This is a genomic window from Ruegeria sp. BE10, assembly GCF_056538905.1.
The window spans coordinates 162,726-188,951 of the sequence record NZ_JBQFTX010000006.1; the positions used below are offsets into that span (position 1 = coordinate 162,726).

The following is a 26,226-nucleotide window of genomic DNA, read 5'->3' on the forward strand; positions in this document are numbered from 1 at the left end:
AGATTTCCATGGCACTGGATAATGGAACCGATTTTTCGATGTCCCGGCAGGCAATGAAAGCCGAATTGCTGGACGCAGAAACTGAATTAAAGTTGGCTTATGCGTGGCGTGACGACCGTGACGAACAAGCGTTGCATCGGTTGATCACAGCCTATATGCGGCTGGCGATTTCGATGGCGGCCAAGTTCAAACGATACGGCGCGCCGATGAATGATCTGATTCAAGAGGCTGGATTGGGCCTTATGAAAGCGGCAGACAAATTTGATCCCGACCGAGGCGTGCGCTTTTCAACCTATGCGGTCTGGTGGATCAAGGCGAGCATTCAGGACTACGTGATGCGCAACTGGTCGATGGTGCGCACTGGGTCGACCTCATCGCAGAAATCCCTGTTTTTCAACATGCGGCGGGTTCAGGCGCGTTTGGAACGCGAGGCCGCAACCGAAGGGATGGATCTGGACCGTCATCAGTTGCACCAGATGATTGCAGCTGAAATCGGCGTGCCCTTGCGTGATGTTGAGATGATGGAAGGGCGCCTTTCGGGCTCGGATTTCTCTCTGAACGCGGTGCAATCGACGGATGAAGACGGTCGGGAGTGGATCGATGCGCTAGAGGATGAACGCGAGCAAGCTGCCGAGACGGTTGAAAACAGCCACGATACCGAACAGCTGCGCGAATGGTTGGTGACGGCGATGCAGGCGTTGAACGACCGAGAACGCTTTATTGTGCGCGAACGCAAGCTGCGCGATCCTGCCCGCACGCTGGAAAGTCTGGGGCAAGAGCTTGGCCTGTCCAAGGAACGCGTGCGTCAGCTTGAGGCTGCGGCTTTTGTGAAAATGCGTAAGAACCTTGAAGCACAGTCGCGCGAGGTGCAACACTTCATCGCATGAGACAGCTTGCGATTCTTGTTTGTACACTGATGGTTATGGCCGCGCCCGGCCAGGCCGAAGATTTGATCCCCAATGATATTTTGGCCGCGATGACCTCGGCGGATGTAGTCATTTTGGGCGAGATACACGACAACCCGCAACACCATGTCATTCAGGCCGAAGCATTGAAGGCCATCACCCCCTCGGCTGTTGTGTGGGAGATGGTAACCGAAGAAGGTGCGCAGCGACTGGCGGATAAGGCTGTATCCAACCCCGAAGAGCTTGCGCGCATTCTGGAATGGCTTGAATCGGGCTGGCCGCCGCTCAGCATGTATTACCCGGTGTTTCAGGCATCAGACGCGCCCGTCTACGGGGCCATGGTTCCACGTGCCGCAGCCCGTGCGGCGATGGAGCGAGGGGCAGCCACCGCTTTGGGCGCGGATGCGGCACGTTATGGACTGACCGTGCCTTTGCCAGCCGACGAACAGGCCGCGCGCGAGGCCGATCAACTGGCCGCCCATTGCGATGCGATCCCAGAAAGTGCCTTGCCGCAACTGGTGGCCATTCAGCGCTTGCGCGACGCTGTGCTGACGCGCGCCATCTTGCGCGCCACCGATGAAACCGGCGGCCCGGTTGCGGTGATCACCGGGAATGGCCATGCCCGTAAAGATCGGGGCATTCCCACCTTTTTGAACCGATTGCGCCCGGGGCTGAAGGTCTTTGTGCTGGGTCAATCCGAAGATGGCGTGGTTAATGGCACCTTCGACGCGGTAATCGACAGCCCCAGCGTTGAACGCGAAGACCCATGTCTGGCGTTTCAAAAGCAGAATTAACCGCTGGAACTGTCAGGCCCCCTTGCCTAATGTCGGGGCCGACCGGGACAGGAAGGGCTGAACATGCTGGCATCGAAACGCATTCTGCTGATTATCGGCGGTGGGATCGCGGCCTATAAGTCGCTGGACCTGATCCGGCGCCTACAAGAACGCGGCGCGGCCGTGACGCCCGTGTTGACGCGCGCGGCTGAGGAATTCGTGACACCCCTGTCCGTGGCGGCTCTGGCTGGTGAAAAAGCCTATCGCGATCTGTTCGATCTAACAGATGAGGCCGAGATGGGGCATATCCAATTGTCGCGCTCGGCGGATTTGATCGTTGTGGCCCCCGCGACTGCGGATTTGATGGGGAAGATGGCTACCGGGCTGGCGAACGATCTGGCCTCGACCCTGTTGATGGCGACCGACACGCCGGTTCTGTGTGCCCCTGCGATGAATGTGCGCATGTGGGACCATCCGGCGACGCAGCGCAATTTAAAACAATTACAGGCCGACGGCGTCCGTTTTGTCGGCCCGAACGAGGGTGATATGGCTTGCGGCGAATACGGCCCCGGCCGTATGTCCGAACCGCTTGAGATCGTCGCAGCGATTGAGGCGGAACTGGGTCAGGGCCCGCTTAGCGGTAAGCGCGTGCTTGTGACCTCGGGGCCGACGCATGAACCGATTGACCCGGTGCGTTATATCGCCAATCGCTCGTCTGGGGCGCAGGGTACGGCGGTGGCCCGGGCGCTTGCTGCACTGGGCGCTGACGTGGTCTTTGTCACGGGCCCAGCGGATGTTCCGCCGCCCCCAGGGGTGCAGGTCGTGCAGGTCGAAACCGCGCTGCAAATGTCGGACGCCGTCAATGCCGCACTGCCGGTGGATGCAGGCGTGTTCGCTGCAGCTGTCGCGGATTGGCGGGTCGCCAGTGCCTCGGACAAAAAGCTGAAGAAAAGCCGCGATGGGATGCCAGCGCTGGAGTTTGCCGAAAATCCCGACATCCTAAAACGCGTATCGCATATGAAAACCGGTCGCCCGGCGCTGGTTGTGGGATTTGCCGCCGAGACGGACAATGTGATCGAACATGCCACCGCCAAACGGGGGCGTAAGGGCTGTGACTGGATCGTGGCAAATGATGTCAGCCCGGCAACCGGGATCATGGGCGGGTCCGAGAATGCGGTGATCCTGATCTCGGATGATGGGGCTGAGGAATGGCCGCGCATGGGCAAAGATGCAGTGGCCGAGCGTTTGGCGACCAAGATCGCCGACGCTTTGACGAGCTAGACAAGAGGAACGGTGATGGTTGCAATTCGTGTGATCCGCGAACAGGGCGCTGACCCCTCAGTACCCTTGCCGTCTTATGAAACCGCGGGGGCGGCTGGTGCGGATGTGCGGGCAAACCTGCCCGGCGGTGCGTCAATCACGCTTGAACCGGGCCAACGCGCCCTGGTGCCCACTGGTCTAAGGATCGAAATTCCGCAGGGGTTCGAAGTTCAGGTGCGCCCCCGTTCGGGTCTGGCGCTGAAACACGGGATCACTCTGCCCAATACGCCCGGTACGATCGACAGCGACTATCGCGGCCCATTGGGTGTGATCGTCCTGAACGCAGGTCAAGAGGCGTTCGAGATCACTCATGGCGAACGCATCGCGCAACTGGTCGTAGCCCCGGTCGTGCAAGCTGCGTTCGAAGCGGTTGATATGCTCAGCGACACGGCGCGCGGGGCGGGTGGTTTCGGCTCGACCGGGCGCGGCTGATGCTTCTGGTCGGGATTTTAGCGGCTGGTCTGTGGGGCATCGGTTATCTGGCTGGTGTATCGAGAACGGCCCGCACGACTTCGGTGGCCGTGCTGCTTCTGGGTGTGATTACGGCTCAATTGCTGCTGCCTGATGGGCATCCGTTGCGTCAGGCGACCGGCGGTTCTGCGGCGATGTGGCTGATACTGGCGGGTACGGTGCTGCTGGTACTGGTTTACGGACGTGTTCTGAAAGCGTTGCGAAACCGCGCCGCGCCAGCCTCAGCCAAGGAGCCCGCAATGCCATCCGACCAGTTTTCTGAGACCGAACTTGAGCGCTATGCCCGCCATATCGTCCTGCGTGAGCTGGGCGGGCCGGGACAGAAAAAGATGAAACAGGCACGGGTTCTGGTCATCGGTGCTGGCGGTCTTGGAGCACCTGCGTTGCAATATCTGGCTGCCGCCGGGGTGGGGACAATCGGCGTAATTGATGATGACGAGGTTGAAAACGCCAATCTGCAACGGCAGGTTATCCATCGCGACGCAGATATCGGCATGCCCAAGGTCTTTTCGGCCCAACAGGCGATGCTGGCGCAGAACCCCAATGTGGTTGTTCTGCCATATCACCGACGCCTGACGGATGAAATCGCCACTGAACTGTTTGCCGATTTTGACCTGATCCTTGATGGCACCGATAACTTTGACACCCGCTATCTGGCAAACCGTACTGCTGTCGCGCTGGGCAAGCCGCTGATCTCGGGCGCGCTGTCACAATGGGAAGGCCAGCTCAGCGTCTTCGACCCGGCCAATGGTGCGCCCTGCTATCAATGTATCTTCCCCCAGGCTCCGGCCCCCGGTCTCGCCCCCTCCTGCGCCGAGGCTGGTGTGATTGGCCCGTTGCCCGGCGTGGTAGGCTCGATGATGGCGGTCGAGGCGATCAAGGTAATCACCGGGGCGGGGCAAGCCCTGCGCGGTGAGATGCTGATCTACGACGCGCTATTTGGTGAAAGTCGCAAAATCACCCTATCACGCCGGGAAGATTGCCCCATTTGCGCAGGTTCCGAAAACTAGATGCAACCGCCGCGCGCGTCAGCGCGCGGTCCGGCCCAACGCCGCCAAGGCGCATCTTTGATGCGCGCTGCGGGGGCGGGAGCCCCTGAAACCGCGCCCTGTTTCTGGCGCGCGAAACTGGATTGTCGCGGAATTTGATACGCCACCTCTGGACCATTCCAGCCCGCCTCCCTAGCTTGACCAGCAAAGGAGATTTGCATGACCAACCCGATCCTGTCCAACTGGACCACGCCGTTTGAAATCGCTCCGTTCAACGCAATCTCAGACGACGATTTCGCCCCCGCGCTCGAGCAGGCCATGCAGGCGCATAACGCCGAGATCGACGCGATTGCCGATAACCCCGATGCGCCCACCTTTGCCAATACGGTCGAAGCGCTGGAAGCTGCTGGAGAGCAGATGGACAAGGTGTTGTCGGTCTTTTTTACGGTCGCAGGGGCAGACAGCAACCCGGCACGAGAGGAGCTGCAACGAGACTTCTCGCCCAAACTTGCGGCGCATTTCTCGGGTATTTCTTCGAATAAGGCTCTTTTTCAACGGTTGGCCGATCTGTGGTCTCGCAAGGAGGATCTGAACCTGACGGATGAACAGGCCCGCGTTCTCATGCTGACCCATCGCGGTTTTGTCCGCGCGGGTGGGGCGCTTGAGGGCGAACAGGACGCCCGGATGCAGGACATCAAGGCACGGCTGGCCTCGTTGGGAACGTCTTTCACGCAAAACCTTCTGGCCGACGAACGTGATTGGCACATGGAGCTATCCGAAAACGATCTTGAGGGGTTGCCTGCATTCGTGGTGGATACCGCCCGCGCTGCGGGGCAGGAAAAGGGAGTAAAGGGTCCGGTGGTCACCCTGTCGCGCTCGCTGATTGTGCCGTTCTTGCAATTCTCGCCCCGGCGCGACCTGCGGGAAAAGGCCTATCGTGCCTGGGCGGCGCGTGGTGCCAATGGCGGTGAGACCGACAATCGCAATATCTCAGCTGAAATCCTGCAACTGCGCGAAGAACGCGCCAAAATGCTGGGCTATGACAGTTTTGCCGATTTCAAGCTGGAAACTGAAATGGCCCGCACGCCTGACAAGGTGCGCGACCTGCTGATGCAAGTTTGGGGCCCCGCCAAGTCACGCGCCGATGCCGATGCTGAAATCCTGACGCAGATGATGCAGGAGGACGGCGTCAACGGCCCGCTGGAAGCGTGGGACTGGCGCTATTATGCCGAGAAACGCCGCAAGGCCGAGCATGATTTGGATGAGGCCGCGTTGAAGCCTTACCTGCAGTTGGATCGGATGATCGAGGCTGCCTTTGCCTGCGCAAACCGCCTGTTCGGGCTTGAATTCGCACCGTTGGATGTGCCGCTTTATCACTCCGATTGCCGCGCGTGGGAAGTCACGCGCAACGGGCAACATATAGCCGTATTCATAGGCGACTACTTCGCACGGGGGTCTAAACGGTCAGGGGCGTGGTGCAGTGCGATGCGGTCGCAGGCCAAGTTCCCCAAAGTGCAGGCGCCGGTCGTGATCAACGTCTGCAACTTTGCCAAGGGCGATCCTGCGTTGTTGTCTTACGACGATGCCCGGACCCTATTCCACGAGTTCGGTCACGCGCTGCATCAGATGCTGTCCGATGTGACCTATGAAAGCATTTCGGGCACCAGCGTGGCACGGGACTTTGTAGAGTTGCCCAGCCAGCTATATGAACACTGGCTGGAAGTGCCCGAGGTTCTGGCCGAATTTGCCACCCACGCCGAAACCGGCGAAGCGATGCCACAGGAAATGCTGGAAAAAGTGCTCATGGCCGCCAATTTCGATCAGGGGTTTCAGACGGTGGAATATGTCGCCTCGGCGCTGGTCGATCTGGCGTTCCACAATGGCGATGCCCCGGCTGATCCGATGGCGAAACAGGCTGAGGTTTTGTCCCAGATCGGCATGCCGCAAGCCATTGGGATGCGCCACGCCACCCCGCATTTCGCGCATGTCTTTGCGGGCGATGGCTATAGCGCGGGCTATTACAGCTATATGTGGTCCGAGGTCATGGACGCCGATGCCTTTGCCGCGTTTGAAGAGGCCGGAGGGGCCTTTGACCCGGAACGCGCTAAAGCGTTGGAAGAAAACATCCTGTCCACAGGCGGCTCACGCGAGGCCGAAGAGCTGTACCTCGCCTTTCGGGGTCGGTTGCCGGGGGTTGAGGCCTTGCTGAAAGGGCGCGGACTGATCGCGGCTTAGTACCCCAGAGACCGGTCAACGAGGTGCAGGAAGGGTTCACCTTCCTCACCCAGACGGATGTTCTCGCAGATCACCTGCGCTGCTGTTTCGGGCCGGGTTTCCGAGGCGATATGCGGGGTCACCGTCACATTCGGATGCGCCCAATAGGGGTGATCTGCAGGCAGGGGCTCAACCCGAAACACGTCCAGCGTCGCGTGGCCAACCTGACCCGCATTCAGTGCCGCCAGCAGGGCATCGTCGTCGATCAACGGGCCCCGACCGGGATTGATAATGCAAGCACCCTTTGGCAGCAGGGCCAGAGTGTCGGCGTTCAATATATTTATGGTGGCGGGTGTGTCGGGCAGCAACAGAACCACGATCTCGGCCCGCGACAAGGCTGTACGCAGCCCGTCGGGACCATGCAGGCAGGTGATACCGGGAATATCCTTGGCTGTGCGGCTCCAGCCGGTAACATCGAAATTAAGCGCCGCCAGCGCACGCGCCGCCGCTTCGCCCAACGCGCCTAGGCCCAGAACACAGACCTGACGTCCGGTTGCCAGCGGGGGCGGTGCAGGGGTCCAGACACCATCCTGCACAGTGATGTGCCGATCCATGCCGAGGTGATGGCGCAGCACGTGGCCCACCACCCATTCGATCATACCCTGCGTCAGGCCGTGATCTACCATCCGCGCCAGCGGCACGGTCAGGGTCGCATTCCCCGCGATTTTTTCTACCCCGGCCCACAGGCTAAGCACAGCCTTCAGCCGGGTGTATGGGGTGAAATCCAGTAACCCACCGCTTGGGGCATAGACAATATAGTCGACTTGATCCGGCTCAAACTCGGTGGCCAGGTGAAAGTTTACCCCGGCCTCGGTCAGGCCTTTGGTCAATAGAGGCTTATAGATCGACCATTGCGCTGGGCGCGCGGAAAACAGGACGTTCACGGGCATAAGGGGCCTTTCGGATCAGCGGGGGCGGTGGATATGGGCGCTTTGGACGATGCCGAAGGCGGCCATCAGAACCAGCATGGCGGAACCGCCATAGCTGACCATCGGCAACGGCACTCCCACCACCGGGGCAAGGCCCATCACCATCGACATGTTGACAGCAAAGAACAGGAAGAAATTCAGCGCGATGCCCAGCGTCACCAGTGATGAGAATCGATCTTTTGTCGAGAGCGCGGTGATTAGGCAGAACACCAGGATCAGGCCATACAGAGTCAGTAGGGTGATGCCACCGACAAAGCCGAACTCTTCGGCCAGCGTGGTAAAGATGAAGTCGGTGTGTTTTTCGGGTAAAAAGTTCAGACGCGACTGCGTACCCTGCATGAACCCGCGCCCGTTCCATCCTCCCGATCCCAAAGCGATCTTGGACTGGGTGATGTGATACCCTGCACCCAGCGGATCGGTAGACGGGTCCAGAAACGTGTCGATCCGTCGGAACTGATAATCCTTGAGCAACTGCCACTCGGTCCCGCGGCTGTTGAACACGGTGGCAATCAGGCCGACCACAGCGGCGATAACGGCGGCGAAATAGGCCCAGTGGACTCCAGCCAAAAACATCAGCCCGCCACCTGCCGCCAACAGCAGGATTGAGGTGCCCAGATCGGGCTGTTTCAGAACCATGAACGTGGGGATCAGGATCAACGCCACTGGGATCAGCACCCACAGCGGGCGTGACGTTTTATGAGACGGCAGCCAGTCGTAATAGGCGGCCAAAACCATAACCAGCGCAACTTTCATAACCTCAGACGGTTGCAGCCGCATGAAGCCCAGGTCGATCCAGCGCTGCGCGCCCATGCCGATGGTGCCAAAAAGCTCAACGAAAACAAGCAATACGATTGACCCGAGATAGGCCACGACAGACATGTTTCGCCAGAACCAGATCGGTACCAGCGCGATGATGAACATCGCTGTCAGACCCAACCCAAAGCGTTCCATCTGCGGTTCCGCCCAGGGCATCCACGATCCCCCCGCAACCGAATACAGCATCAGGAATCCGGCACTTGCCGTGCTGATCAGCAACAGGGTCAGTGGCCAGTTCATATACAGGAATTTGCGGAACCCCGACGGTGTGGATTTGACGGCATATTCAAGATAGCTCATGCGCGGTCCTTCTCGGTCGGACGCGCTTTGGGGCGGCGATCGCCCTCAAGCCGTTTTTGCTGTTCCTTGATGCGGTCGCGATCACCAGCCGGATAGGCCTCAAGCGGCGGTGTGCCGTTGTACAGCGCTTGCAACATGATGTCCCGTGCGACCGGGGCCGCTGCCTTGGAGCCACCGCCGCCATGTTCCACCACCACGGCCACGGCGAATTTCGGATTGTCATAGGGTGCAAAGCTGACGAACAGCGCGTGGTCGCGGCGTTCCCATGGCAGGTCTTCGTTGCGGATCACACCGGCGGCACGTTCCGCCTTGGTGATGTTGCGCACCTGGCTGGTGCCGGTTTTACCCGCCATGCGGAATTCATCCGCAATGATACGGCTGCGATAGGCGGTGCCGCCTCGTTCATTCGAAACCGAGAACATGGCCTTGCGGATCTGTTCCAGATTGTTCGGATTGACGGCCAGCGGCTTACCAGCGCCGGAAGGCTGCTCAATCCCATTCACGGACCGCACCAAACGCGGTTTGACCGCACGCCCTGTCGCAATTCGCGCTGTCATCACGGCAAGTTGCAGGGGGGAGGCCAGCATGAAACCCTGACCAATAGACGCGTTCGCGGTGTCACCAACCAACCAGCTTTCACCGTGAACACGTTCTTTCCATTCTTGGTTCGGGGCCAGTCCGGCAGCTACGGCCGACATCGGGATATCGTGCTTGACGCCCAGTCCGAAGATGCGGGCCATCTCTGATATATTGTCGATGCCGGTGCGCAGAGCTACGTCGTAGTAATAGACATCGCAGCTGCGTTTCAGCGATAGATTGAGATCAACGGTCCCATGCCCACCGCGTTTCCAGCAGTGAAAGCGGCGGCTGCCCACCTTCAGGTGGCCGGGACAATAGACTGTGTTCGATGGCCCGATCACCCCGGCCTCAAGCGCGGCCATGGCGGTGATCATCTTGAAGGTCGAGCCTGGTGGATAGGTGCCCTGCACCGTTTTGTTGGCCAGCGGGCGGTAATTGTCCTGTGTCAGTGTCCGGTAGTCGCCGACGGAGATACCGCGCACGAACAGGTTCGGATCAAAGCTGGGGGCTGAACTGATGGCACGGATATCGCCGGTCTCGCAATCGATCACCACGGCGGCGGCGCTTTCCCCGGCCAGACGTGCCTGGGCGTATTGCTGCAGATCCGCATCGACAGAAAGCTGCAAGTCGGCCCCGGTCTCACCTTCTTGCCGGTCCAGTTCACGCATCACGCGGCCGGTGGCGTTGACCTCGACCCGTTTCGCCCCGGCTTTGCCGCGCAGGGCAATCTCTTGCTTGGCCTCTAGCCCGACCTTGCCGATCTGGAACCGCGGAATTCGTAGGACCGGTTCAGGGTCTTCGATCTGGCTCAGGTCATAATCGCTGACCGGGCCGACATAGCCGACCACATGGGCAAAATCCTCATAGCGCGGGTACTGCCTTGTCTGTCCCACTTCGGGGATCACACCGGGCAGGGCGGGTGCGTTGACGGCAACCTTCGAGATATCCTCCCACGTGACCTGATCGGCCAGCGTGACCGGCAGGAACGGGGCCGAGCGGCGCATTTCGGTTTTGGCGCGTTCAATTTCATCTGCCGTCAGGGGGATCAGCTCTGAAAGCTTGGCGATAACCTGATCGACGTCACCGGCATCTTCGCGCACCATGACGATACGGTATGAGGGCGAGTTCTGGCCGATGATTTCGCCGTTCCGGTCGTAGATCCGTCCACGGGTTGGCGGGATCAGGCGGATATTAATCCGGTTTTCCTCGGCCAGCAGGCGGTATTCATCGGCCTGATCCACCTGCATATAGCGCATCCGGGCGGCGAGCCCGCCGATGAAGACGGCTTGTAACCCACCCAAAAGCAATGCTCGACGAGGCAGGCGTTTATAGGCAAGGCCCGGGGCTTTGGGTTTGCGCTGTTTCATCCCCGTGCCCCTACGGCATTGGTATTGGCCACGGTTGCGCGCCGCACGCCAAGCGCGTTCTGGCTAAGCAGAACGATCAAAGGATAAACCGCAATTGTCAGAACCACTTGTATCACTACAGGCCCCAATGCCGCTTGTTGTACAGACACAATAGCAAGAATGACGCGGTTCAGCATGAAAACTCCCGTGATCGCCACCGCAACGGTGGACCATTCGCTAACAAAACCTGAATCCCGCATTCCAAATGCAGCCGAGCGCAGATAAGCCGAGCCCAACACTACGAGCGCGGCCAACAAGCCGGGCGGGCGTTGTAACAACAGATCAGCCATCAGCATGACGAAGGCGATCAGCAGGGTCGGTACAAATTCGGGCCGCCGCAATACCCAGGCAAAAGTCAGTGCGATCAAAAAGTCGGGAAATGGCCAGCGGTCCGGTTTCGTGTCCAGTGGCAGCAAGTGCAGAAATAGCACAAGGGCGGCCAGTATAAGATACAGCCCACGCTTGGACCAAAGCTGTGAGGTTGCGTTATCCATCGCCGACCTCGGACGGGGTCAGGGCGGCCTCGGGGTTTCGTGGACCGACGACATCACCCGTATCGCGGATCTGAGGCGCTGATTGATAGCGCAGCACCCGCAGAAATTCGAGCCGTTCAAAATCTGCTGACAGGCGCACCCGCAGGCGACCGCCGGGATCAGCAGTGATCTGACCGATCAGCAAACCGCCGGGAAACACGCCACCATCGCCCGAGGTTACGACCCGGTCGCCGGGGCGGACCAGCTCTCGGTTCTCCAGAAACTCGACCGCCGGTGCGGATGTGTTGTCGCCGGTGATCAGGGCGGTCTGGCCAGAGGGCTGGATTGTGGCAGGGATCGCGCTGGAGGCATCAGTCATCAGGATCACCCGTGCCGTGTCCGGCCCCACGCCGGAAATGCGCCCGACCACACCAATCCCATCCATTGTGGCCCAGCCATCGGTGATACCGTCGCGCTCCCCCACATTCAGCAGAACCGACTGCCGGAAGGGTGACCCGCTATCGGCCATCACGACCCCGGTGATATAGGTCAGACGGGGATCGAGACGCACGTTGTTCAAATCCAACAGCCGGGCGTTTTCCTGTTCAAGCTGAAGTGCTGCTTCTTTCCAGGCGCGCATCAGGCGCAGCTCGCTGCGCAGCTCCTGGTTCTGTTCGCTCAGGCGTTGGTAACTTTGGAAATCGCGGACCAGGTTGACCACGGCGGTGACCGGGACCATTGCCCACTCCATCGAGGGCACCACCCGGTCCACGACCTGCGCGCGGAACCGTTCCACGCGCGGGCTGTCGATCCGCCATACCAGAAAGATGGCAAGCAGGCACAGCACCACAATCCCCAACAGCAGACGGCGCAGGGGGGTGGTGTATTCGTCGCGCTGTGATCGGTCCTTTGCCACAGGTTACCTTCCCGTGCTGCTCTTGCCCGAGTGTTGTCCCTTAAAGGGTGCGCGCCTTAGCTTTCGTAGTCAATCGCGTGGCGCAGCTGTTTTTCATATTCCAACGCTTTGCCGGTGCCCAAAGCCACACAATTCAGGCTTTCATCTGCAATCGACACGGCCAGCCCGGTTTGTTCGCGCAGGGCCAGATCCAGATCGCCCAGCAGCGCGCCACCTCCGGTCAGCATGACGCCTCGGTCCACGATGTCCGCAGCCAGATCGGGCGGAGTGGTTTCCAGCGCGGTCATGACGGCTTCGCAGATCGCCTGAACTGGCTCCGACAATGCCTCGGCCACTTGCGCCTGGCTGATTTCGATTTCCTTCGGCACGCCGTTCAGCAGGTCGCGGCCACGGATATGCATCGACTGACCGCGGCCGTCATCGGGCATACGGGCGGTGCCAATGGTGGTCTTGATCCGCTCGGCGGTCGATTCACCGACCAGCAGGTTCTGCTGGCGGCGCAGATACGAGATGATGGCTTCATCCATCCGGTCTCCGCCCACACGGACTGAACGGGCATAGACGATGTCGCCCAGCGACAGAACGGCCACCTCGGTGGTGCCGCCGCCGATATCAACGACCATGTTGCCGGTCGGGTCAGTAATTGGCATGCCAGCACCGATCGCGGCAGCAATAGGTTCCGCAATCAATCCGGCGCGACGCGCACCTGCGGACAGAACCGACTGACGGATCGCACGCTTTTCAACCGGAGTTGCGCCGTGTGGAACGCAGACGATGATTTTGGGTTTCGAAAAGGTCGAGCGCTTATGCACCTTGCGGATGAAGTGTTTAATCATCTCTTCGGCGGTGTCGAAATCGGCAATGACGCCTTCACGCATCGGGCGGATGGCTTCAATCGAACCCGGCGTCCGGCCCAACATCAGCTTGGCATCCTCGCCCACGGCCAGCACTTTTTTCACACCGTCTTTCACGTGGTAGGCGACAACGGACGGTTCCGACAGGATCACGCCGCGTCCTTTGACATAAACCAGCGTGTTCGCTGTCCCAAGGTCGATGGCCATGTCCGCTGTGAACAGGCCGCCTAGATTGCCAAAGATCCCCATGATTCCCCTGATCCTGTATGTCGGTTTTCTACTGCCCGCGACTCGACGGTTCCGGGACGGATGACTTATAGGGTGCCAATACGCCCGGTTAAAGGGCTGATTCCGCGACAATCAGCACCTTTCCGCCTTATTGAGAGGGACTTTAGAAGGCAATATGCTCTCTTATCAACACATTTACCACGCCGGGAATCTGGCTGATGTGCAAAAGCACGCATTATTGGCATGGGTGCTGAATTATTTGACCCGCAAAGACAAGCCGCTGACATACCTTGAAACCCACTCTGGACGGGGACTGTATAAGCTGGATGCGGTTGAGGCACTGCGCACGGGCGAGGCGGCGGCGGGTATCGGGCGAGCCCAAAGGGCCGACTGGTTCGATGCGGATCATCCCCTGGGCCGGGCAATTGCGGCGGTTCAGCAGCGACAGGGGAGCGTGACCTATCCCGGTTCTCCGATGATCGCGGCCAGTTTGCTGCGCGATCAGGACAGTTTGCACTTTGCGGAGCTACACCGGCAGGAACACGCGGCATTGGCTATGGCGATGTCACCCTATGGAGCCAAAGTGTATCAGCAGGATGGGTACGAATTGGCGCAATCCCTGCTGCCGCCGACGCCGCGGCGCGGGATGTTGCTGATCGACCCAAGCTACGAGGTGAAATCGGAATATGATCGTCTGCCCGGCATCATCGCCAAACTGCATCGCAAGTGGAATGTTGGCGTGATTGCCCTGTGGTATCCGCTTCTAACGGATGACCGTCACCGGGCCATGGTTTCGGCGCTGCAGGCGCAGAATCTGCCCAAGGCGTTTTGCCACGAGGTTCGGTTTGATCCGGTGCGAGAAGGGCACCGCATGGTCGGTTCAGGTATGTTTATCGTCAATGCACCATTCGGTCTGGAAAACGAAGCCGCCCGGTTGACTAAGTTGTTCAAGGCGCTCTGAACACAGTCTACAGTCAATTCCAGAATGCTCCCGCCTCGCTTGCCCGCATCAAAGATGCAGCCAACCGAGTTGGGCCCGGCAGCGCGCCTTTGGCGCGCTGCCGGGCCCAAAACCCAAGTAGGTTCGGCGAAGCCGGGCCGCCGCGGATGCGGGAGCCTTTGACCCTAGGTCAGATCTTTGTAGCTGATTTCCCGCGCGTCGGCACCGGGGCCGGTTTTTTCACGGCGTACTATCAGGCGGTTCAAGGCGTGAAGATAGGCTTTGGCCGAAGCCACAACCGTATCCGTGTTGGCCGATTGACCCGTTGCGATCATGCCGTCTTCTTCCAGACGGACTGACACCGTGGCCTGGGCATCGGTGCCCGCCGTTACTGCATGCACCTGATACAGCTGAAGATGGGCTTTGTTTGGAAAGATCGCTCGGATAGCCTTGAAGGTCGCATCCACCGGACCGTCGCCGTGTTCGGTTGCGATGATGTCCTTGCCGTCCACTTCCAACTCGACCGTCGATTCTGCCTGTCCGCCGGTGCCGCAGGTCACTTTCATCGACACCAATTGCAGATGATCGTCTTCGTCATCCAGCGTCATCAATGCGATAAGATCGTCGTCAAACACCTCTTTCTTGCGGTCAGCCAAATCCTTGAACCGCACGAAGATATCCTTGAGCTGATTGTCACCAACCTCATAGCCCAGCGTTTCCAGCTTGTCGCGCAACGCCGCACGGCCCGAGTGTTTTCCCAAAGGCAAGGACGTGCCCGAGAGGCCGATATCTTCGGGGCGCATGATCTCAAAGTTTTCGCGGTTCTTCAGCATGCCATCCTGGTGGATACCGCTTTCATGGGCAAAGGCGTTCTTGCCAACGATGGCCTTGTTGAACTGCACGTTGAAGCCCGACACCGTCGCAACGCGTCGCGAGATATGCATGATCTTGGTCGTATCAATGCCGGTGTTCCACGGCATAATGTCGTTGCGGGTGCGCAGCGCCATAACGACCTCTTCCAACGCCGTATTGCCAGCGCGTTCGCCAAGGCCGTTGATCGTGCATTCAATCTGACGTGCACCGCCCGCGACAGCGGCAAGCGAGTTCGCCGTCGCCATGCCAAGATCGTTGTGGCAGTGGGTGGCAAATACCACCTCATCTGCACCCGGCACCGTCTCGATCAGGCGCTTGATCAGGTCAGCCGATTCCATCGGGGCCGTATAGCCCACAGTGTCTGGGATATTGATCGTCGTGGCGCCGGCCTTGATCGCAATCTCGATCACGCGGCACAGATAGTCCCACTCGGTCCGCGTTGCATCCATCGGCGACCATTGCACGTTTTCACACAGGTTGCGCGCGTGACTGACAGTCTCGTGGATTTTCTCGGCCATTTCGTCCTGTGTCAGATTCGGAATGGCGCGGTGCAGTGGTGAGGTGCCGATAAACGTGTGAATTCGGTTCTTTCCGGCGTGCTTGACGGCTTCCCAACAGCGGTCGATATCCGCGAAATTGGCACGCGCCAGGCCGCAGATGCGGCTGTTTTTGGATCGCTCGGCGATCTCGGATACCGCTTTGAAATCGCCCTCGGACGCGATGGGGAAACCGGCCTCGATGATGTCGACGCCCATTTCATCCAGCAGTTCTGCGATTTCCAGCTTTTCGTCATGGGTCATGGTTGCGCCGGGGCTTTGCTCGCCGTCGCGCAAAGTGGTGTCAAAGATCAAGACGCGGTCTTGGTCGGTCACGTTGGTCATGGGATTCTCTTTCTTCTTCTGTCCTAAAGCCTATGGCGCGCGGGCGTCCTCCTCTGAGCGGGCGCGCCGGATGGCACGCTCAGAGGCGGATTAGGATCAGTAGGCCACGCAGAGACGCACCGCGCAGGGCGGTGTCGGCAAAAGGGATATCTGCGCGGTTGATCATGGGGCGGAATTTATACAGAGCCCGCCCAGAATGAAAAGACCCATTTGCGCCTTAACTGCTGTTGCAGGGGTTTCTTTTAAGAGTGGCGTTGATCCGCGTAACAGGACGTCTAGGTGGTTAGTGATGAAAACAGCGTTGATCATAGGCGCGTCAGGAGGAATCGGTCAGGCGGTATGTCACCGCCTGAGGCGGCAGGGCGTGGCGGTGACCACCTTGTCGCGGTCTACGGACGGATTTGATTTAACCGATCCCGCCGGTATTGAGAGCGTATTGGGCAAGTTGTCCGGCCCCTTCGATTTGATCCTCGTCGCTTCGGGCGCGTTAGAGATCAACGGGGCGGCCCCGGAAAAGACAATGCGTGCGGTCACAGCACAGACAATGATGGACCAGTTTGCGTTGAACGCTGTCGGACCTGCGCTGATTCTGGGCCATGCATCACGCCTGCTTCCGCGGGATCGCCGGGCGATTTTTGCTGTGCTATCGGCACGCGTCGGGTCCATCGGGGACAATAGGCTGGGTGGTTGGGTCAGCTATCGCGCAGCAAAAGCCGCGGTGAACCAGATCGTACATACGGGGGCGATCGAACTGCATCGTACCCACCAGCAAGCGATCTGCGTTGCCCTGCATCCCGGCACCGTGAAAACTGAATTCACTCGAAAATACCTGGGACGTCATCCCGCTGTTGCACCGGATGAAGCCGCCGAGAACCTGTTGACCGTGATGGCGCATTTAACCCCAGCCGAAACTGGAGGGTTTTTCGATTCGGCCGGAGACCCCGTGCCGTGGTGATGGTTCAGCCGTCCGAATCGGTGGTGTCTGTTGTATCCGTCTCAGGGGTTGTGCTGTTCGATGTCGCCAATGCGCCGTTTTCCCAGACACCGGTTTCCTCTTCGCCGTTGGCATAGCGCACTGTGCCGTTGCCGTGCCGTTTGGCGTCGACAAAGCTGCCCTCGTAAACATCGCCGCTTGGGTATGTGGCGATCCCGTCACCGGTGATCTTGCCTTCGGTCCATTGGCCAGAATAGCTGAACCCGTTGGCCATGACGATTTCACCTTGCCCGTGGCGTTTGCCTGCGTTGAACTCGCCGGAATAGGTGGTGCCATCGGGATACGTGGACAAGCCCTTGCCCTGACGCAGACCATCGGCCCAATCCCCGTCATAGCTGGACCCGTCAGCAGAAGTCAGAATGCCCTTGCCACTCGGTTTGGCGTTTTTGAACTGTCCCTTGTAGACCGTGCCGTTGGGATAGGTGGAAATACCCTGACCTTCAATCACGCCAGCGATCCAATCGCCATCATAGGTCGAGCCGTCGGGGTAGGTGATCAGGCCCTTGCCCTCGGCCAGATCAGCCTTGAAATCGCCGACATGGACCGAGCCATCCGGATAGGTCATCTCACCTAAACCCTCAAGCAGCCCGTCGGTCCATTCGCCGGTGTATGCAAATCCGTCAGTGCCGGTATAGGCCCCCTGACCATGGCGCAGATCGTTGGCATAGTCGCCTTCGTAGACGTCGCCATTGGCATAAATCATCTTGCCCTTGCCTTGCCGCCGACCCTCGATCAGTTCGCCTTCGTAGACGTCACCGTTGACAAGGGTCATGCGTCCGGAGCCTGTTATGCGGTCTTCGACCCAATCGCCGACGTAAGTCATCCCGTCGGGCAGGGTCAGGCTGCCTTGACCGTGGCGCTGACCATCCTTGATTTCGCCCTCGTAGATACCGCCTTCGGCATAGGTAATCTTGCCACTGCCCTGTTTGACACCATCAACCCAGTCCCCGTCATAGCTAAAGCCGCTGGGGTCCGTCATCACGCCCTTGCCGTGATAACGCGCGTTTTTGAAATTGCCCTCGTAGCGCGCGCCATTGGCATAGATCGCGATGCCAGCGCCATTGAGTGACCCGTCGGCCCATTCACCGTCATAGCTGCCGCCGTCGGCATAGATGATCTTGCCGAGCCCTTCGGGTTGCCCTTTGACAAACATGCCTTCGTAGATCGAGCCGTTGACATAACGGGCAATCCCTTTGCCCTGAATCTCACCCTCGGCCCATTCGCCGCTATATTCGAACCCGTTAGGCAGGCGATACGTGCCGGTCCCGTGACGCAGGCCGTTTTCGAACGTGCCTTCATAGACGCCGCCAACTTCATCGTCCGTGGTGATTACCTGACCGTTCTGCGCGGCGGCGCCAGCAGCGATCAGAGCGATTGCTGATGCGGCAATGGAAATGCGAAAAGCGTTCATAATCTGTCCTGCCTGCCCAGTGTTGATCCTTTTGCGCAAAACTAAGGTACCGGTGGGGGCAGAGCAACGGGTTTTGCCGCATTTGCCTTTTACTTGCGCAATGATCTGCTAAATGGCTGTAAGACTGACGAGGGCAAGAGGGCACAATGGCCGACCGTTTCCGTATCACTCTGGCGCAACTCAATCCCACTGTGGGGGATATCGACGGTAACGCTGCCAAGGCGTTGGCCGCGTGGAAGCAGGGGCGCGAGGCCGGGGCCGATCTGGTGGCGTTCCCCGAGATGTTCATCACCGGCTACAACACGCAGGACCTGGTGATGAAGCCTGCGTTCCACCGGGCGGCGATGGCGGCGGTCGTGGATCTGGCCAAACAATGCGCCGATGGCCCTGCGGTGGCGATTGGCGGACCTTGGGCAGAAGATGGCAATCTTTTTAACGCTTACCTGATCCTCAAGAACGGGCGGATCAGCAGCAAGTCGTTGAAACATCATTTGCCCAATGAAACTGTATTCGACGAAGTTCGCCTGTACGATGCCGGGCCTTTGGGCGGGCCTTATGCGGTTGGCAACACCCGCATCGGCAGCCCGATCTGCGAAGACAGCTGGCATCCGGACGTGGCCGAAACGCTTGAGGAAACCGGGGCCGAGTTTCTGCTGATCCCCAATGGTTCGCCGTATTTCCGCAACAAATACGACGTGCGCCTGAATCATATGGTGGCCCGCGTGGTCGAGACTGGCCTGCCGCTGATCTATCTGAACATGGTTGGCGGTCAGGACGATCAGGTTTTCGACGGGGCCACGTTTGGCCTGAACCCGGGCGGAGAGCTGGCGTTTCGGATGCCTGTTTTTGACGAGGCCGTGACGCAGATCGATCTGGAGCGTGGCGATGATGGCTGGCGCATCGTGCCCGCTGAAATCGTGCCGCAGCCCGACGAATGGGAGCAGGACTATCGCACCATGGTGCAATCCTTGCGCGACTATATGGGCAAGACCGGTTTCAAAAAAGCGCTGCTGGGTTTGTCGGGCGGCGTTGATTCTGCCTTGGTCGCGGCTATCGCAGTGGATGCCATGGGCGCTGAGAATGTTCGCTGTGTGATGTTGCCTTCGGAATACACCAGTCAGGCGTCGTTGGACGATGCCGAAGCCGTCGCCAAGGCGTTGGGCGTTCACTATGACTATGTGCCGATCTCGGACAGCAGGGCAGCCGTGACCGAGACCTTGGCCCCGCTGTTTACTGGGCGTGATGCGGATTTGACCGAAGAGAACATCCAATCCCGCTTGCGCGGATTGCTGTTGATGGCGATCTCGAACAAGTTTGGTGAGATGCTTTTGACCACAGGCAACAAATCCGAGGTCGCGGTGGGATATGCCACCATCTACGGCGACATGAACGGCGGCTATAACCCGATCAAGGATTTGTACAAAACCCGTGTGTTCGAGACCTGCCGCTGGCGCAATGCAAACCATCGCGACTGGATGATGGGGCCCGCAGGTGTGGTGATCCGCCCTTCGGTCATCGACAAACCGCCCAGTGCCGAACTGCGTGAGGACCAAAAGGACAGTGACAGCCTGCCCGACTATCCGGTTTTGGATGCCCTTCTGGATATTCTGGTCGATCGTGAAGGCTCGATCGCCGATTGTGTCGCGGCCGGGTTTGACGAGGCAGACGCGCGGCGGGTCGAGCATCTGATCTATATCAGCGAATACAAACGCTTTCAGTCCGCCCCCGGAACTCGCTTGACACATCGGGCTTTCTGGCTGGATCGCCGCTATCCGATTGTGAATCGCTGGCGGGACAAAGGCTGAACTGCTCTGGAACCAATTAAGGGATGAATGATTGTCTCCTTCGCTAGGCTAGTTTGTCCAGAGAGGTGAGTATTGTTTCAAATTTTCCGATAACACTCTAATTTTCCAGCCTCTCTTGGAATAGATGGCTTGAAATTGAGACTTTTTTTTGCCACATTTTAGCTTAATTTACGCCCCATCTGGGGCGGTGTGACCTTATTTCGAAAGTATCGAATTGTGGCGCACTTGGTGTTGGATGTCTGAGTTAACGATTTGGTGTTATTATGTATGAGGGATATGACAAACCGCTTCACCCGCCGTTGAGGTTCAAATCAATGGAGTCCGAGGCGCGGGTTCTGGACGAAGCTAAGTTGGATTCTGCCATCGCGGATCTTCTTCGCGAGGATGAGCCCGAAGACCCCGAGCCTGAGGTAAAATCCACAAAAGCGCCGACCGTCTTTCCTGAACTGCCTCAACAGGCCGAGATGGATGAAGAGGTCGAGACGAAAGACAGCGGGTTGGGGGCGACCCTGCGCCAGAAATTGGCAGAGTTGCGCGGCGCGGCTTAATTTCCAGGTGAATCCGGACGGGATGGCGCGTGTTTTCTCGCGCCTATTGGCGTGTTCGCCACAACTTTTGAAAATCATCACCCCTGCGGCACAAGGCACGTTGCCTGTGCGCTCGCTCTGGGTCTTCATGGCGGTTCGAGCCATGAAATAAGAGCGGTTGATGCCCGGCCCCAAGCCAACCCCCGTCGAACCTGATTTGCACTTGCCCAAAACCGTGGATGTCGTTGTCATTGGCGGCGGCATAATCGGCGCGTCCACCGCGTTGGAACTGTCTGAACGCGGTGCTTCGGTGCTGCTGTGTGAAAAGGGGCAGATCGCGGGCGAGCAAAGCTCGCGCAACTGGGGATGGGTGCGTCTGGGTATGCGCGACCCGCGGGAAATCCAGTTGATGGTCGAGGCGCTGCACCTGTGGCAAGGGCTGGATCAGCGGACCGGCCGCAAGACAGGTTATACCCGTGCAGGCATCCTGTTTGGCGCTTCGGGCAAACGCAGCAGCGGAAATCTGGAACGCTGGCTACGCCATGTCGACGGGTTGCAAACCGGTGCCAGATTGGTGGCCAGGGGTGAGTTGGACGCGATGCTGCCCGGTACTGCAGCGGAATTTGATTGCGCCCTTTTTATGCCGCAGGACGGTCGGGCCGAGCCGCAATGGGCCGCACCCGCCATTGCCGAGGCGGCGCGGGACCGTGGGGCGGTGCTGATGACCAATTGCGCAGTGCGCAGTGTCGATCTTAGGGATGGCCGCGTTTCTGGTGTGTTCACCGAGCGTGGTCGGGTGGCATGTAACTATGTGGTTCTGGCCGGTGGTGCGTGGTCACGTCTGTTTGCCGGGAATGCCGGGATTGATCTGCCGCAACTGAAGGTACTGAACACGGTTCTGCGCACGTCACCTGTCGAGGGTCCTGAAACAGCGCTTTGGGCGGATGAATTCGCAATGCGAAAGCGTGCCGATGGCGGCTATAGCATCGCGTCCGGTCGTGAGAATACGGTTGATATCGTGCCCGATAGCTTTCGTCTGGGCCGACAGTTCCTGCCTGCCTTTAAACAGGAATGGCGGTCTTTGCGCTTTCGATTGTCGGGCCGCTGGCGCACCGAGGCGCAGCAGGATCAGATCTGGCTGCCAACCGATGTGACGCCGTTCGAAAAATGCCGTGTGCTGGACCCCGAGCCGTCGTCAAAAGTGTTGCGCAAGGCATGGGCCAAAGCACGCAATGCGTTTCCGGCGCTTGAACAGGCCGAGATTGTACAAAGCTGGGCGGGGATGATCGATGTGACACCGGATGCGGTGCCGGTAATCTCGGGGGTGGATGAGATGGCGGGAATGTATATTGCAACCGGTTTTTCCGGTCACGGGTTTGGTATTGGCCCCGCAGCAGGTCGTCTGATGGCTGACCTGGTCGCCGAAACCACGCCTTGCGTCGATCCGGCCGCTTTTCGCCTGTCCCGTTTCACGGATGGCTCAATAGTGCGGCCGGACCCTGGATACTAGGGCTTAGCCCATCATCTGATAGCTGACCGGGACAAAGCGGAACCCGTCACCGCGCGTTTCGACAAAGCCGGCCGCCGGGAACGGCATGTGATAGCCGATCATAGGCACCTTGTCGGCGGCCAGCATGCCCAGCACATTGCGCCGGGATGCAGTGGCTGCCGCCTTGTCCATGTCAAAGCGCACCTCCCATTCCGGGTGGGCAAATGACCAGACATAGTGATTGGCCAAATCAGCGGTCAGCACCAGACGTTGCCCGTTGCTTTCCAAGTGGTAAACCGTGTGACCCGGAGTATGCCCATAGGCTGCGACTGCGGTGATGCCCGATGCAACCTCGCCCCCGTCTTCGACAAAGGTCATCTTTTCGGCCAGCGGTGTCACTTTGGCTGCGACCAGATCGCCAACGCGGTTGCCTGCGTCTTGCGCGGCCCAGAAATCATATTCAGGCGATGCAGTGACATAGCGCGCATTCGGGAAGGTCGGCGAGTCGTTCGTGGTCATACCGCCGATATGGTCGGGATGCATATGGGTGATCACAACGGTATTGATCTGATCTGGCGTCACGCCCGCATCCGCCAGCGCGGCCTGAATGCCGCCCTGACCCAGGCCAGTGTCGAACAGAACCAGCTCAGACCCGGTATTGACCAGTGTTGGGGTAAAAAAGAACTGCGCCACCTCGGGCGAGATGAAGTTGTCGGCTGAGACCTTGGCGAAATCCTCGTCCGAAGCGCCGCCGCCAAAGATATCCTTGGCGCCGTCACGGGGCAGGCTACCGTCCAACAATGTGGTGACGGTGAAGTCGCCCAACTTAAAGGATTTGGCGATGGTTGAATTGGCCTTGGTCTCGGTTCCGGCGGCCAAAACCGGGGCGGCGGCGGATGCGAATGGCAATGCTGCTGCGGCTCCCAGGGCCGCGCGGCGAGTCAATTTGATGGTCATTTCCGATCTCCCTGTCAGAATATCAGGATGTTAGGTAGGGCGGAGAGGGTCACTTGCCACTCTATACACCCAAGACATGGGCTGTGTGGTTGAACATTACGTGTTAAATTTTGTTCATGGCGCGATCTGTAAACAAAACCGTCCCCACAGGGCAAAGCGTTGAGAGTTTCCTTTCGGCGGTACAGCCAACGCGAAAAGCCGAGGAGGCACGGGTACTGGATGCAGTATTCCGTAATGCGACGGGATTTGCACCTGTTATGTGGGGGGCGTCGATGATCGGGTACGGACGATACCATTACCGATATAAATCCGGGCGCGAGGGTGATTTTCTGGCCACAGGGTTTTCCCCACGTAAATCCGCGCTGTCGATCTATATCATGCCCGGTTATGCGGATTTCGGGGATATCCTGACGCGCCTGGGCAAACACAAACTGGGCAAGTCCTGCCTCTATGTGAACAAGCTGGCGGATATTGATCTGGACGTTCTGTCCGAGCTGATCCGAGCCGGGTTGAAGGACCTTGATCAGCACTGGCCAATACAGCCGACCTGAACGCCTCTGCTGGACAATTGGCCCATCCTGTGACATGAGCCGCGCCAACAGGAGAACTCCATGACCACCACCCGTTTTGCCCCGTCGCCCACCGGTTATATCCATGTGGGCAACCTGCGCACCGCCCTGATGAACTATCTGATCGCCCGCAAGGCAGGCGGTACGTTTATCCTACGTATCGACGACACCGATCCCGAGCGTTCGAAAGAAGAATATGTCGATGCGATCAAGCAGGATCTGGAATGGTTGGGCCTGCATTGGGACCGGGTCGAGCGTCAGTCCGAACGGCTGGACCGCTATGCCGAAGCTGCGGACAAACTGCGTGAGATGGGCCGGTTTTATGAGGCGTTTGAAACGCCGACCGAGCTGGACCTGAAGCGCAAGAAACAGCTGAACATGGGCAAGCCGCCAGTTTATGACCGCGCCGCGCTGAACCTTTCTGAGGCTGAGAAAGACGCGTTGCGGGCCGAGCGTGGTAATGGTGTCTGGCGGTTCAAGCTGGATCATGAGCGGATCGAATGGACCGATGGTATTCTGGGCGACATCTCAATCGATGCGGCCTCGGTGTCTGACCCGGTGCTGATCCGGGGGGATGGTCAGGTTCTGTATACGATTGCGTCGGTGGTAGACGACACCGAAATGGGCGTTACTGACGTTGTGCGCGGCTCGGACCACGTGACCAACACCGCGACGCAGATTCAGATCATCGAGGCACTGGGCGGCACTTGCCCGCGCTTTGCGCACCACTCGCTACTGACCGGCCCGCAGGGCGAGGCTTTGTCCAAGCGTCTGGGCACGTTGGCCCTGCGCGATCTGCGTGAACAGGGTGTGCAACCAATGGCTCTGCTGAGCCTGATGGCGCGTCTGGGCTCGTCCGATCCGGTTGAGTTGCGATCGGACATGGCTGAACTGATCGAAGGATTCGATGTAAACCGTTTCGGGGCTGCACCAACCAAGTTCGACGTGCAGGACCTGTTCCCGCTGACGGCGAAGCACCTGCAATCGCTGCCGCTGGCCGATGTGGCCGACGCCGTTGCCGACGCAGGCGTTCCAGCTGACTTGGCCGAGCCGTTCTGGTCGATGGCGCGCGAAAACATCACCACCCTGGCCGATCTGAAAGGCTGGTGGGAGCTGTGCCGCGACGGGGCTGAGCCCTTGATCGCGGATGAGGACCGTGAGTTTATCGCCGAAGCCGTTGCGTTGCTACCCGAAGGGCCTTTCGATGGTGAAACATGGGGCGCATGGACCAAGGCGGTTAAAGAGGCCACCGGCCGCAAGGGCAAGGGCCTTTTCATGCCGCTGCGCAAGGCGCTGACCGGCATGGAGCGGGGCCCGGAAATGGCGACCTTGCTGCCGTTGCTGCAGGTGATCCGCGCGCGCGGGTGAATGTACCTGATCCGGTATTAATCAGCCTAGAACACGAATGAGGCAGGCAAACCGCCTGCCTTTTTTTGTTGGCCGGTCTGCAGCACTTGTGCCGAAACCTGTTGCAAACGATCATCCACCAATTCGGTCTCTGCCGGTTTTAGTTGCTGATGGCGCGGATACCGAGGTTCTGCGCGATCATTCAGGATTGGCGCGTCCCAACCATCGGTGGTTGCAAAAAACCGATCCACTCCATCGGGTCCGAAGGCACGCAGATAACCCTGCACAACCACGTCTATATAACTGAGCAGCAGCGGGTGGTGGTTGCTGGGTGCGGTATGACGGTCATGCGGCACCGCATAGACGGCAATTTCAACGTCATGGGTCAGGGGGTGTGTCACCGCCTGCGTGGCAGGCACCCGATCATAAGCCCATTCCCGTTCATCCAGCGCCGCCCAGTCGTTTTTCGGCACATGAGCTATCATCCCCTCAATCTCACAATCCGGGTCCGGCACTGCGGTCAGAAAGGCCACCGGGCGCAGATCGGTATGGCGCCAGGCGCGCCGCCATCCCTTTAACCGGGCCGGGTGCGGATCGGGGAAATCATGGGTCGAAAGGTTCACAAGGCTGCCATAGCCAAAGAAATAAGGGTCCGCCATGCGCCGTCATGTCCTTTGAAGCGATTGATGTATGTCAAACCGCTTTTTTGCCAGACATGCAATAAGGTCCCACCTTGAAATTTGGGAGGCCAACATGCGGATTACCAAACGGACAAACATAGCAGTGCGCCTTTTGATGTATTGTGCGGCGCATCAGGATCGATTGGTGACAAAGGCCGAGATTGCGGATGTGTGCAATATCTCGGAAAACCATCTGGCACAGGTGATCAATCAATTGAGCCAGCTAAAGTACCTGAGCACCCAGCGCGGTCGCAATGGCGGTATGTCTCTGGCGCGCCCAGCTGACGAAATTCGCGTCGGGTCGGTTTTTCGCCATGTCGAGGGCGCTTTGCCGATCGCCGAGTGTTTTGCCGATGCCGACAATACTTGTCCACTGACCGATGCGTGTCGCTTGCGGGTGGCGCTTAGCGACGCTGCCGAGGTTTTCTATGCCTCGCTGGACGAGATCACGCTGGATGCGCTGGTCTGTGACAACGAACAGCTGTTGCAAATCCTGCAACCGGTGGCCTGCGTGCGCTGA

At 59.2% G+C, this 26,226-nt stretch carries 24 protein-coding genes; 14 read left to right on the forward strand and 10 right to left on the reverse strand.

The annotated features are described in order from the left end of the window. Positions 1-8: 8 nt before the first annotated feature. The 6 genes from ACR0M2_RS14805 to ACR0M2_RS14830 all read left to right on the forward strand — a co-directional run bounded on the left by ACR0M2_RS14805 (position 9) and on the right by ACR0M2_RS14830 (position 6,693). The gene (locus tag ACR0M2_RS14805; protein WP_170377693.1) at positions 9-887 is read left to right on the forward strand and encodes an RNA polymerase factor sigma-32; all 879 of its coding nucleotides are present in this window, start codon (positions 9-11) and stop codon (positions 885-887) included. Then, positions 884-1,699 carry a ChaN family lipoprotein gene (locus ACR0M2_RS14810; protein ID WP_170377692.1) on the forward strand — a complete coding sequence of 272 codons (816 nt, stop codon included), beginning with the start codon at positions 884-886 and terminating at the stop codon, positions 1,697-1,699. The genes ACR0M2_RS14805 and ACR0M2_RS14810 overlap by 4 nt, the downstream gene beginning before the upstream one ends. Positions 1,700-1,762: 63 nt before the next feature. Next, a complete protein-coding gene (gene coaBC / locus ACR0M2_RS14815; protein ID WP_170377690.1) occupies positions 1,763-2,959 on the forward strand; it encodes a bifunctional phosphopantothenoylcysteine decarboxylase/phosphopantothenate--cysteine ligase CoaBC in 1,197 nt (398 codons plus the stop codon). A 15-nt stretch (positions 2,960-2,974) separates the two neighbouring features. Beyond that, entirely contained in the window at positions 2,975-3,430 is a 456-nt protein-coding gene (dut, locus tag ACR0M2_RS14820; protein ID WP_170350570.1) for a dUTP diphosphatase, read from the forward strand. Continuing rightward, positions 3,430-4,479 carry a HesA/MoeB/ThiF family protein gene (locus tag ACR0M2_RS14825; protein ID WP_480705739.1) on the forward strand — a complete coding sequence of 350 codons (1,050 nt, stop codon included), beginning with the start codon at positions 3,430-3,432 and terminating at the stop codon, positions 4,477-4,479. The genes dut and ACR0M2_RS14825 overlap by 1 nt, the downstream gene beginning before the upstream one ends. A 198-nt stretch (positions 4,480-4,677) precedes the next feature. After that, positions 4,678-6,693: a M3 family metallopeptidase gene (locus tag ACR0M2_RS14830; RefSeq protein WP_480705741.1), complete on the forward strand. Its 2,016-nt coding sequence runs from the start codon at positions 4,678-4,680 to the stop codon at positions 6,691-6,693. On the opposite strand, the gene ACR0M2_RS14835 is transcribed toward ACR0M2_RS14830, so the two are convergent. From ACR0M2_RS14835 to ACR0M2_RS14860, 6 genes are read right to left on the reverse strand one after another with little or no spacing between them, the layout of a single operon-like run. Next, positions 6,690-7,622, reverse strand: coding sequence for a 2-hydroxyacid dehydrogenase (locus ACR0M2_RS14835; RefSeq protein WP_480705743.1), 933 nt, complete (start codon positions 7,620-7,622; stop codon positions 6,690-6,692). The genes ACR0M2_RS14830 and ACR0M2_RS14835 overlap by 4 nt on opposite strands. 15 nt (positions 7,623-7,637) lie before the next feature. Next, positions 7,638-8,777: a rod shape-determining protein RodA gene (gene rodA, locus ACR0M2_RS14840; RefSeq protein ID WP_170350566.1), complete on the reverse strand. Its 1,140-nt coding sequence runs from the start codon at positions 8,775-8,777 to the stop codon at positions 7,638-7,640. Then, entirely contained in the window at positions 8,774-10,723 is a 1,950-nt protein-coding gene (gene mrdA, locus ACR0M2_RS14845) for a penicillin-binding protein 2 (protein ID WP_480705745.1), read from the reverse strand. Before mrdA ends, rodA begins: the two co-directional genes overlap by 4 nt. Then, positions 10,720-11,256 (reverse strand): rod shape-determining protein MreD, encoded by a 537-nt coding sequence (locus ACR0M2_RS14850; RefSeq protein ID WP_480638753.1) that lies wholly within the window; start codon positions 11,254-11,256, stop codon positions 10,720-10,722. Before ACR0M2_RS14850 ends, mrdA begins: the two co-directional genes overlap by 4 nt. After that, positions 11,249-12,151, reverse strand: coding sequence for a rod shape-determining protein MreC (gene mreC / locus ACR0M2_RS14855; protein WP_480705747.1), 903 nt, complete (start codon positions 12,149-12,151; stop codon positions 11,249-11,251). Before mreC ends, ACR0M2_RS14850 begins: the two co-directional genes overlap by 8 nt. Before the next feature lie 56 nt (positions 12,152-12,207). Then, positions 12,208-13,254 (reverse strand): rod shape-determining protein, encoded by a 1,047-nt coding sequence (locus ACR0M2_RS14860; protein WP_008756832.1) that lies wholly within the window; start codon positions 13,252-13,254, stop codon positions 12,208-12,210. 154 nt (positions 13,255-13,408) lie between these two features. Between ACR0M2_RS14860 and ACR0M2_RS14865 the strand changes: the two genes are divergently transcribed. After that, entirely contained in the window at positions 13,409-14,194 is a 786-nt protein-coding gene (locus ACR0M2_RS14865; protein WP_480705749.1) for a 23S rRNA (adenine(2030)-N(6))-methyltransferase RlmJ, read from the forward strand. A gap of 164 nt (positions 14,195-14,358) precedes the next feature. Here ACR0M2_RS14865 and ACR0M2_RS14870 read toward each other — a convergent pair whose 3' ends face one another. Continuing rightward, a complete protein-coding gene (locus ACR0M2_RS14870; protein WP_170350561.1) occupies positions 14,359-15,927 on the reverse strand; it encodes a 2-isopropylmalate synthase in 1,569 nt (522 codons plus the stop codon). A gap of 289 nt (positions 15,928-16,216) precedes the next feature. On the opposite strand from ACR0M2_RS14870, the gene ACR0M2_RS14875 reads away from it, so the two are divergent. Then, positions 16,217-16,882, forward strand: a complete 666-nt coding sequence (locus tag ACR0M2_RS14875) for an SDR family NAD(P)-dependent oxidoreductase (RefSeq protein ID WP_480705751.1) — start codon at positions 16,217-16,219, stop codon at positions 16,880-16,882. Positions 16,883-16,886: 4 nt separating this feature from the next. Here ACR0M2_RS14875 and ACR0M2_RS14880 read toward each other — a convergent pair whose 3' ends face one another. Further along, on the reverse strand, positions 16,887-18,332 hold the full coding sequence (locus ACR0M2_RS14880) for an MORN repeat-containing protein (RefSeq protein WP_480705753.1): 1,446 nt from the start codon (positions 18,330-18,332) through the stop codon (positions 16,887-16,889). 146 nt (positions 18,333-18,478) lie between these two features. Here ACR0M2_RS14880 and ACR0M2_RS14885 point away from each other — a divergent pair, with 146 nt between their 5' ends. The 3 genes from ACR0M2_RS14885 (at position 18,479) to ACR0M2_RS14895 (ending at position 22,174) form a co-directional block, all read left to right on the forward strand. Further along, positions 18,479-20,137: an NAD+ synthase gene (locus ACR0M2_RS14885; protein WP_480705755.1), complete on the forward strand. Its 1,659-nt coding sequence runs from the start codon at positions 18,479-18,481 to the stop codon at positions 20,135-20,137. A 314-nt stretch (positions 20,138-20,451) separates the two neighbouring features. After that, the gene (locus ACR0M2_RS14890) at positions 20,452-20,685 is read left to right on the forward strand and encodes a hypothetical protein (RefSeq protein WP_170361474.1); all 234 of its coding nucleotides are present in this window, start codon (positions 20,452-20,454) and stop codon (positions 20,683-20,685) included. Positions 20,686-20,845: 160 nt separating this feature from the next. After that, positions 20,846-22,174 (forward strand): NAD(P)/FAD-dependent oxidoreductase, encoded by a 1,329-nt coding sequence (locus ACR0M2_RS14895; RefSeq protein ID WP_480705757.1) that lies wholly within the window; start codon positions 20,846-20,848, stop codon positions 22,172-22,174. A 3-nt stretch (positions 22,175-22,177) separates the two neighbouring features. Here the strand turns inward: ACR0M2_RS14895 and ACR0M2_RS14900 are convergent, their stop codons facing one another. Then, positions 22,178-23,110, reverse strand: a complete 933-nt coding sequence (locus ACR0M2_RS14900; RefSeq protein ID WP_170377672.1) for an MBL fold metallo-hydrolase — start codon at positions 23,108-23,110, stop codon at positions 22,178-22,180. Positions 23,111-23,226: 116 nt separating this feature from the next. On the opposite strand from ACR0M2_RS14900, the gene ACR0M2_RS14905 reads away from it, so the two are divergent. Both ACR0M2_RS14905 and gltX read left to right on the forward strand, forming a co-directional pair. Further along, entirely contained in the window at positions 23,227-23,661 is a 435-nt protein-coding gene (locus tag ACR0M2_RS14905; RefSeq protein WP_480705759.1) for a DUF1801 domain-containing protein, read from the forward strand. 60 nt (positions 23,662-23,721) lie between these two features. Beyond that, on the forward strand, positions 23,722-25,047 hold the full coding sequence (gene gltX, locus ACR0M2_RS14910; protein ID WP_170350553.1) for a glutamate--tRNA ligase: 1,326 nt from the start codon (positions 23,722-23,724) through the stop codon (positions 25,045-25,047). A 26-nt stretch (positions 25,048-25,073) separates the two neighbouring features. Here gltX and ACR0M2_RS14915 read toward each other — a convergent pair whose 3' ends face one another. Next, positions 25,074-25,685: a gamma-glutamylcyclotransferase family protein gene (locus ACR0M2_RS14915; protein ID WP_170350552.1), complete on the reverse strand. Its 612-nt coding sequence runs from the start codon at positions 25,683-25,685 to the stop codon at positions 25,074-25,076. Positions 25,686-25,779: 94 nt separating this feature from the next. Between ACR0M2_RS14915 and ACR0M2_RS14920 the strand changes: the two genes are divergently transcribed. After that, the gene (locus ACR0M2_RS14920; protein ID WP_480705761.1) at positions 25,780-26,226 is read left to right on the forward strand and encodes an RrF2 family transcriptional regulator; all 447 of its coding nucleotides are present in this window, start codon (positions 25,780-25,782) and stop codon (positions 26,224-26,226) included.

Coding starts and splice junctions, on each gene's coding strand:
- ACR0M2_RS14805 (WP_170377693.1), top strand. CDS start 9: ATGGCACTGGATAATGGAACCGATTTTTCGATGTCCCGGCAGGCAATG.
- ACR0M2_RS14810 (WP_170377692.1), top strand. CDS start 884: ATGAGACAGCTTGCGATTCTTGTTTGTACACTGATGGTTATGGCCGCG.
- coaBC (WP_170377690.1), top strand. CDS start 1,763: ATGCTGGCATCGAAACGCATTCTGCTGATTATCGGCGGTGGGATCGCG.
- dut (WP_170350570.1), top strand. CDS start 2,975: ATGGTTGCAATTCGTGTGATCCGCGAACAGGGCGCTGACCCCTCAGTA.
- ACR0M2_RS14825 (WP_480705739.1), top strand. CDS start 3,430: ATGCTTCTGGTCGGGATTTTAGCGGCTGGTCTGTGGGGCATCGGTTAT.
- ACR0M2_RS14830 (WP_480705741.1), top strand. CDS start 4,678: ATGACCAACCCGATCCTGTCCAACTGGACCACGCCGTTTGAAATCGCT.
- ACR0M2_RS14835 (WP_480705743.1), bottom strand. CDS start 7,622: ATGCCCGTGAACGTCCTGTTTTCCGCGCGCCCAGCGCAATGGTCGATC.
- rodA (WP_170350566.1), bottom strand. CDS start 8,777: ATGAGCTATCTTGAATATGCCGTCAAATCCACACCGTCGGGGTTCCGC.
- mrdA (WP_480705745.1), bottom strand. CDS start 10,723: ATGAAACAGCGCAAACCCAAAGCCCCGGGCCTTGCCTATAAACGCCTG.
- ACR0M2_RS14850 (WP_480638753.1), bottom strand. CDS start 11,256: ATGGATAACGCAACCTCACAGCTTTGGTCCAAGCGTGGGCTGTATCTT.
- ACR0M2_RS14860 (WP_008756832.1), bottom strand. CDS start 13,254: ATGGGGATCTTTGGCAATCTAGGCGGCCTGTTCACAGCGGACATGGCC.
- ACR0M2_RS14865 (WP_480705749.1), top strand. CDS start 13,409: ATGCTCTCTTATCAACACATTTACCACGCCGGGAATCTGGCTGATGTG.
- ACR0M2_RS14870 (WP_170350561.1), bottom strand. CDS start 15,927: ATGACCAACGTGACCGACCAAGACCGCGTCTTGATCTTTGACACCACT.
- ACR0M2_RS14875 (WP_480705751.1), top strand. CDS start 16,217: ATGAAAACAGCGTTGATCATAGGCGCGTCAGGAGGAATCGGTCAGGCG.
- ACR0M2_RS14880 (WP_480705753.1), bottom strand. CDS start 18,332: ATGAACGCTTTTCGCATTTCCATTGCCGCATCAGCAATCGCTCTGATC.
- ACR0M2_RS14885 (WP_480705755.1), top strand. CDS start 18,479: ATGGCCGACCGTTTCCGTATCACTCTGGCGCAACTCAATCCCACTGTG.
- ACR0M2_RS14890 (WP_170361474.1), top strand. CDS start 20,452: ATGGAGTCCGAGGCGCGGGTTCTGGACGAAGCTAAGTTGGATTCTGCC.
- ACR0M2_RS14895 (WP_480705757.1), top strand. CDS start 20,846: ATGCCCGGCCCCAAGCCAACCCCCGTCGAACCTGATTTGCACTTGCCC.
- ACR0M2_RS14900 (WP_170377672.1), bottom strand. CDS start 23,110: ATGACCATCAAATTGACTCGCCGCGCGGCCCTGGGAGCCGCAGCAGCA.
- ACR0M2_RS14905 (WP_480705759.1), top strand. CDS start 23,227: ATGGCGCGATCTGTAAACAAAACCGTCCCCACAGGGCAAAGCGTTGAG.
- gltX (WP_170350553.1), top strand. CDS start 23,722: ATGACCACCACCCGTTTTGCCCCGTCGCCCACCGGTTATATCCATGTG.
- ACR0M2_RS14915 (WP_170350552.1), bottom strand. CDS start 25,685: ATGGCGGACCCTTATTTCTTTGGCTATGGCAGCCTTGTGAACCTTTCG.
- ACR0M2_RS14920 (WP_480705761.1), top strand. CDS start 25,780: ATGCGGATTACCAAACGGACAAACATAGCAGTGCGCCTTTTGATGTAT.